The 6,576-nt window shown below is 61.1% G+C and carries 5 protein-coding genes; 1 reads left to right on the top strand and 4 read right to left on the bottom strand.

The features are described 5' to 3' along the window. Positions 1-291: 291 nt before the first annotated feature. The 4 genes from hemG to pepQ are packed head-to-tail and all read right to left on the bottom strand — an operon-like array spanning position 292 to position 4,257. Entirely contained in the window at positions 292-816 is a 525-nt protein-coding gene (gene hemG / locus G4923_RS02915) for a menaquinone-dependent protoporphyrinogen IX dehydrogenase (protein ID WP_025328783.1), read from the bottom strand. Between the two features lie 7 nt (positions 817-823). Continuing rightward, complete coding sequence (locus tag G4923_RS02910; RefSeq protein WP_106885444.1) at positions 824-2,281, bottom strand: TrkH family potassium uptake protein; 1,458 nt, start codon at positions 2,279-2,281, stop codon at positions 824-826. Positions 2,282-2,317: 36 nt separating this feature from the next. Beyond that, on the bottom strand, positions 2,318-2,935 hold the full coding sequence (locus tag G4923_RS02905) for a YigZ family protein (protein WP_163135463.1): 618 nt from the start codon (positions 2,933-2,935) through the stop codon (positions 2,318-2,320). Beyond that, positions 2,935-4,257, bottom strand: a complete 1,323-nt coding sequence (gene pepQ, locus G4923_RS02900; protein WP_106885442.1) for a Xaa-Pro dipeptidase — start codon at positions 4,255-4,257, stop codon at positions 2,935-2,937. The genes G4923_RS02905 and pepQ overlap by 1 nt, the downstream gene beginning before the upstream one ends. Before the next feature lie 197 nt (positions 4,258-4,454). Between pepQ and G4923_RS02895 the strand changes: the two genes are divergently transcribed. Continuing rightward, positions 4,455-6,392: an acetoacetate--CoA ligase gene (locus tag G4923_RS02895; RefSeq protein ID WP_163135462.1), complete on the top strand. Its 1,938-nt coding sequence runs from the start codon at positions 4,455-4,457 to the stop codon at positions 6,390-6,392. Positions 6,393-6,576 lie beyond the last annotated feature (184 nt).

Below are 6,576 nucleotides of genomic sequence, written 5' to 3'. Positions count from 1 at the left end.
TAAAGAGCGTCACGCTTATCGCGTTGAGGAGGCGCATCTTACGCTCCTCACTTCGAAAGTCAAGCGGTTGTTTTCGCTTTTCTTTCGGCGCCCACTTCGCTAGGAAGCTGGCTCATCAGTTCGGCGTGTTCCGCCGTGCTGGTAGGGGCGCATTATAGGGAGCCGCGCCGGGATGGCAAGGGTAATACTGCAAAAAAATGGCACTTTTTGCAGTTTGGTGGTTCAAGCGCCTATTTATCAAACAAAACGCCCCGCATAAGCGGGGCGTCAACGAGCAAGGGTGCGGATTTGCTACCTTTTTGACCAGAATTCCCGGGCAAAGGCGCGTACCTTTTCCCAATCGGTGAATTCGACGTCCTTGCTGGTATCCGTACTGCCGCCGGTGATCGTCATGATCAGCTGAATGATGCGGGTCTGCCACCAGTTGTAGCGGGAATATCGCAGCGCACCGGCAAACACTCCCAGTGTCTTCGGCTTCCACGGTGAGAGACGCAGAAACTTCTTCATATAAGCATTGGTCTGCGGTGTCTGCTTCTCGGGCTTGCGCGCCGTCAGGTTGACACAGAAGAAGGCAGCGTTGGCCACTTCCAGCTGTTCATGGTGTGCATGTATAAAGCTGAGCAGGCTGGGGTGGAAGTTGCCATAGCGGATGGAGGCGCCGATCAATACCTTGGCATACTTGCTGAGGTTGCACATCGGCAGGGTGTGCAGATCCTGCATCACCACTTCGCATCCTGATATCTCTTCCAGCATGACATCCACAATTTTCCGCGTTTGCCCGTCCCGGGAAGAATAAAGCACCAAAATCTTGTCCATACCAACCTCAACTACGCCAGAATGCAGGAGTAAACAGTACCAGAAGTGTAAATATTTCCAATCGACCAAACAGCATGGCAACCACTAGTATCCACTGTGCCGTCGCCGAGATATTGCCAAAGTTGCTGGATACCTCCCCCAACCCGGGCCCCACGTTGGTGAAGGCGGCCGCCACCGCCGTGAACGCGGTCACCTCGTTCAACCCTGTCATCAGCAACAACAGCATGAAGATGAAGAACAGTATGATGTAGGTGGCGAAGTAGCCCCACACCGCCTCGACGATCCGCTCCGGCACCGCACGACGGCCCAGTTTCAGGGTATAGATGGCCCGCGGGTGCACCAGTCGCTTGAGCTCGCGCATCCCCTGCAGGAACAGGATCATGAAGCGCATCACCTTGATGCCGCCCCCCGTGCTGCCGGCACAGCAGCCAATAAAGGCCGAGAACATCAGCAACATGGGCAGAAAAGAGGGCCAGTCGGCATAGCTGGTCGTGCTGTAGCCCGTGGTCGTGCCAAGGGAGACCGCCTGGAACAGGCCGTGGTTGAGCGCCTCCTGCCAGGTGGCGTAGTGACCATGGAACAGCAGGGAGACGAAGCAGATCAGCACCAGCACGCCCTGGATGCCCAGGAACACCTTCAACTCGGAGTCCCGCAGATAGCTGCTCAATCGCACGGGCTTGTGGGCGAATACCATGAAATGCAGGGCGAAGTTGACGCTGGCCAGCAGCAGGAACAGCACAGTGATCAGGTTGATGGCCGGGCTGTTGAAGAAGCCTATGCTGGCATCGTGGGTCGAGAAGCCGCCCACCGACAAGGTGGAGAAGGAGTGGCAGATGGCATCGAACAGCGTCATCCCCGCCATCCAGTAGGCCAGGGCACAGAGGGTGGTCAGCAACAGATAGATGAACCAGAGCGCCTTGGCCGTCTCGGCGATGCGCGGGGTTACCTTGTTGTCCTTGACCGGCCCCGGGATCTCGGCACGATAGAGCTGCATGCCCCCGATCCCCAGCAACGGCAGAACCGCCACGGCCAGCACTATGATCCCCATGCCCCCCAGCCATTGCAGCAGCTGGCGGTAGAACAGAAAGGCCTTGGGCAGATCGTCCAGCCCGGTCAGCACTGTCGCCCCCGTGGTCGTCAGGCCGGAGAAAGATTCGAAGAAGGCCTCGGAGACTGACATATTCGGCACGTCGCTGATGATGAAGGGGACGGCCCCCACGCTGCCCAGCACCACCCAGAACAGCACCACTATGAGGAAGCCTTCCTTGGATCTGAGGTCTTTCTTCTGATGGCGATTGGGGAACCAGAGCAGGGCACCGAGCAGGAGGGCGATGAAGAAGGAGTTCACAAACTCGGCACCGCCACCATCGCGATACCCAAAAGCAACCATCGCTGGCAGCAGCATGGTCGAGCTGAACAGCGCGACCAAGAGACCAACGATACGAATGATGCTCAGAATCTGCATTCCGGCTCCCCCTTCAGGCTAAAAGAGCGATGGATTCTAGCCATCTAAGGGGCGAAGAGATACCCGGCCATGGGTTCGGTCTGTCATTTCCTGATCCACCTGACTCCAGATGGCCGCATCCCAGGCCACCTGCAGGCGAACCTGCTGACCATAATCGGCGGCCAGCAACTGCCCCTGGTGGGCTGAGATCAGGGCTTCCACCGCCCCCATGTCGCCATAGTCGCAGCAGATAAGGGAAGGGGTTTGCTGGCGCTTGATGCGGGTCTCGAGCCGCTTGAGCGCCGCCCCCACCCCGCCGCCATAGGCCTTGACCAGGCCGCCGGTCCCGAGCAGGACGCCACCATAGTAACGCACCACCACGGCCGCTATCTCGCCGATGCCGGCCCCCATCAGCTGGGCCATCATGGGTTTGCCGGCGGTGCCCGAGGGTTCACCGTCATCGCTGAAGCCATAGACCTGGCTGTCTTGCGGAGCCCCGGCGACGAAGGCCCAGCAATGGTGCCGGGCCGTCGGGTGCTGCCGCTTCACCTCGCCGATCCAGGCCTTGGCGGCCTCGACCGTCGGCGCATGGGCAATCAGGGTGATGAAGCGACTCTTCTTGATCTCCTCGCAAAGCTCCAGCGGCGCGGCCGGAATGGCATAGTCTGCCGCCATCAGAGCCCTGCTTGCCTGGTGAGGTTCTCCACCCCGTCCCCATGCAGGACGACGTTGTCCTCGATCCGGATGCCACCGAAGGGGCGCAGCGCCTCGACCTTGTTCCAGTTGACCCGCTTGCCCTGCTCACCCTGGCGCAGCGGCTCCAGCAGACTGTCGATGAAGTAGAGGCCGGGTTCTATGGTGAACACCTGCCCCACCTCCATCACCCGGGTGCAGCGCAGGTAGGGGAACTGCTCGGGCGCCGCCAGGTGGGTACCCCGCTCGTCCTGCATGAAGCCACCGGCATCGTGCACCTGCAGGCCGAGGAAGTGCCCCAGGCCATGGGGGAAGAACACATTGGTGACACCGGTGTGGATCATCTCGTCCACCGACATGTCCACCAGCTCGGTGGCCTGCAGCAAGCGCGCCAGTCTGTGGTGCATCTGCAGATGCAGCTCGCTGTAACGGCGACCGGGTTTGATCTCCGCGATGATCTCCTGCTGCTGCGCATCCAGCGCCGCGATGAGATCGGCAAACTCGCCCCGGCGCCAGGCCCAGGTGCGGGTGATGTCGGAGGCATAGCCGTGATAATCCGCCCCGGCATCGATCAGGAAGGAGTGGCGCTCCGCATCCGGTACCCGCTGGGTCGACAGATGGGTGTAATGGAGGATGGCCGCGTTGCGGTTGATGGCGACTATGTTGCCATAGGGCGCCTCATTGGCCCCCTGCCCGACCGCCTTCATGTAGGCCAGGTTGATCTCGAACTCGCTCGCCCCCGCCATGAAGGAGTCCTTGGCCGCAATGTGGCCGCGCACCCCGAGCCGATTCGCCGCCCGCAGACACTCCAACTCATAGGGCGTCTTGTAGGCACGGTGGTAGTGCAGGTAATTGAGCACCGCCTCCGGATTGGGCTGTCCCAATCCCACCAGCTGGGCCACCTCGAGATGACCGCCCAGATAGGCCCACTCCTGCTTGTCGGCTGGCAAGTGATCCGCCACCTGCTCCGGCTTGGTCAGGAAACGGATGTCGAAGAAGTCGACCCAGAAGGCATTGGGCAGGTCCGCCACCTTGTGCCAGAAGTCCACCGGCCGGTAGAACAGCAGCACCGGTTTGCTCACCCCGTCCACCAGCAGCCAGCAGTGGGGATTGTCCAGCACCGGCAACCAGGCCTTGAAGTGCGGATTGACCTTGAAGGGGTAATCCTGATCGTCGAGGAAGATGCGGTGGGTCTGGCCGGAGTGGATGGCCAGCCCGCTGAGCCCCTGTTGTTGCAGAATGTCGCGGGTGCGCTGCTGCAGGGTGTCTAGGTGCTGGGCAAAAAGTTGGCTGTAGCTGCTCATGGCGTCCTGCTCCGAGGTGAATGTGATAGCAGCATAACACCAAGCTCGGGGCGGCTCGACCCGTCAAGCTGCCGCTTCGTGAGGTAACGCATGCGTTACAAAGTGTTTGTTATCAACAGAAAACCAATCATTAACAAATCAAACACAATTCAATACACTGCCGGTAGACAGTAGATATCAGCAGTCAGGAACGATTCATGCAAAACCTTTGTCTGTGGAAACCGGATCAGGACAGGATGCAGCACTCCAACCTCCACCAGTTCATGGCCGAGGTCAACCACTTCCACGGCCTGCAATTACGCAGCTACGCCGACCTCTATCAGTGGTCGGTGGAGAAGACCACCCGTTTCTGGCCGCTGGTGTGGCAGCACTGCGGCGTCAAGGGAGAGCTGGGGGACATAGTGGCGGAGAACCGCCAGGAGATGCAGCGCGCCCGCTGGTTCCCCGACAGCCGGCTCAACTTTGCCGAGAACCTGTTGCGCCGCCAGGACGAGAGCCCGGCCATCATCTCCCGCCTCGAAGGGGGGGTGAGCCAGACCCTGAGCTGGGCCGAGCTCGGCGATCGGGTGGCCCGACTGGCCCAGTGGCTGCGCAGCCAGGGCATAGGCCGTGGCGACGTGGTCGCCGCCTATCTACCCAATATTTCGGAAACCGTGGTTGCCATGCTGGCCACCACCAGCCTGGGCGCTATCTGGACCTCCACCAGCCCCGACTTCGGTGAAGCCAGCGTGGTGGAGCGCTTCGGCCAGACCCGGCCCCGGGTGCTGTTTGCGGTGGATGGCTACCGCTATGGCGGCAAGGCCATCGACATTCAGGCCAAGGTCGCCAGCGTGGTGAGCCAGTTAGACAGCATAGAGCAGACTGTGATGATCCCCCTGCTTGGCAACCCCCTGCAGCTCGGTCACGACTGGCATCAGGTGCTGGCGAGCCAGCCCGGGGCCCAGCTCGCCTTCGAGTCCATGGCCTTCAACGATCCGCTCTACATCCTCTACTCCTCCGGCACCACGGGCAAACCCAAGTGCATAGTCCACGGCATAGGCGGCACCCTGCTACAGCACCTGAAAGAGCACCAGCTGCACTGCGACATCAAGCCGGGGGAACGGGTGTTCTACTTCACCACCTGCGGCTGGATGATGTGGAACTGGCTGGTGAGCGCCCTCGCCTCCGGCGCCACCCTGGTGCTCTACGACGGCTCTCCCTTCTACCCGGATGGCAACGCGCTCTGGGATCTGGCCCGCGACGAGCAGGTCAGCCTGTTTGGCACCTCGGCCAAGTATCTGGATGCCCTGCACAAGCAGGGTTATGCCCCGATCACCACCCACCAGTTGCCGGCCCTGCGGCTTATCTGCAGCACCGGATCTGTGCTGTCGCCGGAGGGGTTTGACTATGTCTATCAGGGGATCAAACAGGATGTGCAACTCAGCTCCATCTCCGGCGGCACCGACATCTGCTCCTGCTTCGTCATCGGCAACCCCTTGAGCCCCGTCTATCGCGGCGAGAGCCAGGGCCGCGGCCTCGGCCTCGCGGTGCAGGTGTTCAACGAGGCCGGCCAGCCGGTACAGGGGGAGAAGGGGGAACTGGTCTGCACCAAGCCATTCCCGGCCCAGCCCATCTACTTCTGGGGCGACGAGAACGGCGACAAGTACCACGCCGCCTACTTCGAGCGGTTCGACAACATCTGGTGCCACGGGGACTGGATAGAGCTGACCCCGACCGGCGGCATCCTCTTCTATGGCCGCTCCGATGCCACCCTCAACCCGGGGGGGGTGCGCATCGGCACCAGCGAGATCTACCGCTACGTGGAACAGCTGGACGAGGTGGAGGAGAGCATCGTCATCGGCCAGCAGTGGCAGCAGGACGAGCGGGTGGTGCTCTTCGTCAAGCTCAAGCCCGGCCTAAAGCTGGACGAGCCCCTGCGCGAGCGCATTCGCCAGCAGATCCGCGAGCACAGCACGGCCCGCCACGTGCCCGCCCGCATCCTGCAGGTGGATGCCATCCCCCGCACCAAGTCCGGCAAGATAGTCGAGCTGGCGGTGCGGGAGGTGGTGCACAACAGGCCCGTCAACAACACCCATGCCCTCGCCGACCCCGAGGTACTGAACCAGTATCGCAACAGGCCGGAACTGGCCAGTTGATAAATGACTCGTATCCAGAGCAGGCGCCGCAAGGCGCCTCTCTTTTGCCCGTTTTGTGATGAGGAGCTTTTACTCGAGATCTGTTAAACAAATGTTTTAAATAGGTGTTGAAAATGTCTCCTTTTGGATCAATAGTGAGCCTCGCCCCCTGCTGGGGAGAAAGGAGCAAAGCCCCCCACCGCGT

This window comes from Aeromonas rivipollensis, from assembly GCF_010974825.1.
Taxonomy (GTDB): Bacteria; Pseudomonadota; Gammaproteobacteria; order Enterobacterales; family Aeromonadaceae; genus Aeromonas; species Aeromonas rivipollensis.
Note: the sequence above shows the minus strand (reverse complement) of the source record. Positions and strands in the feature narration are given on the sequence as shown.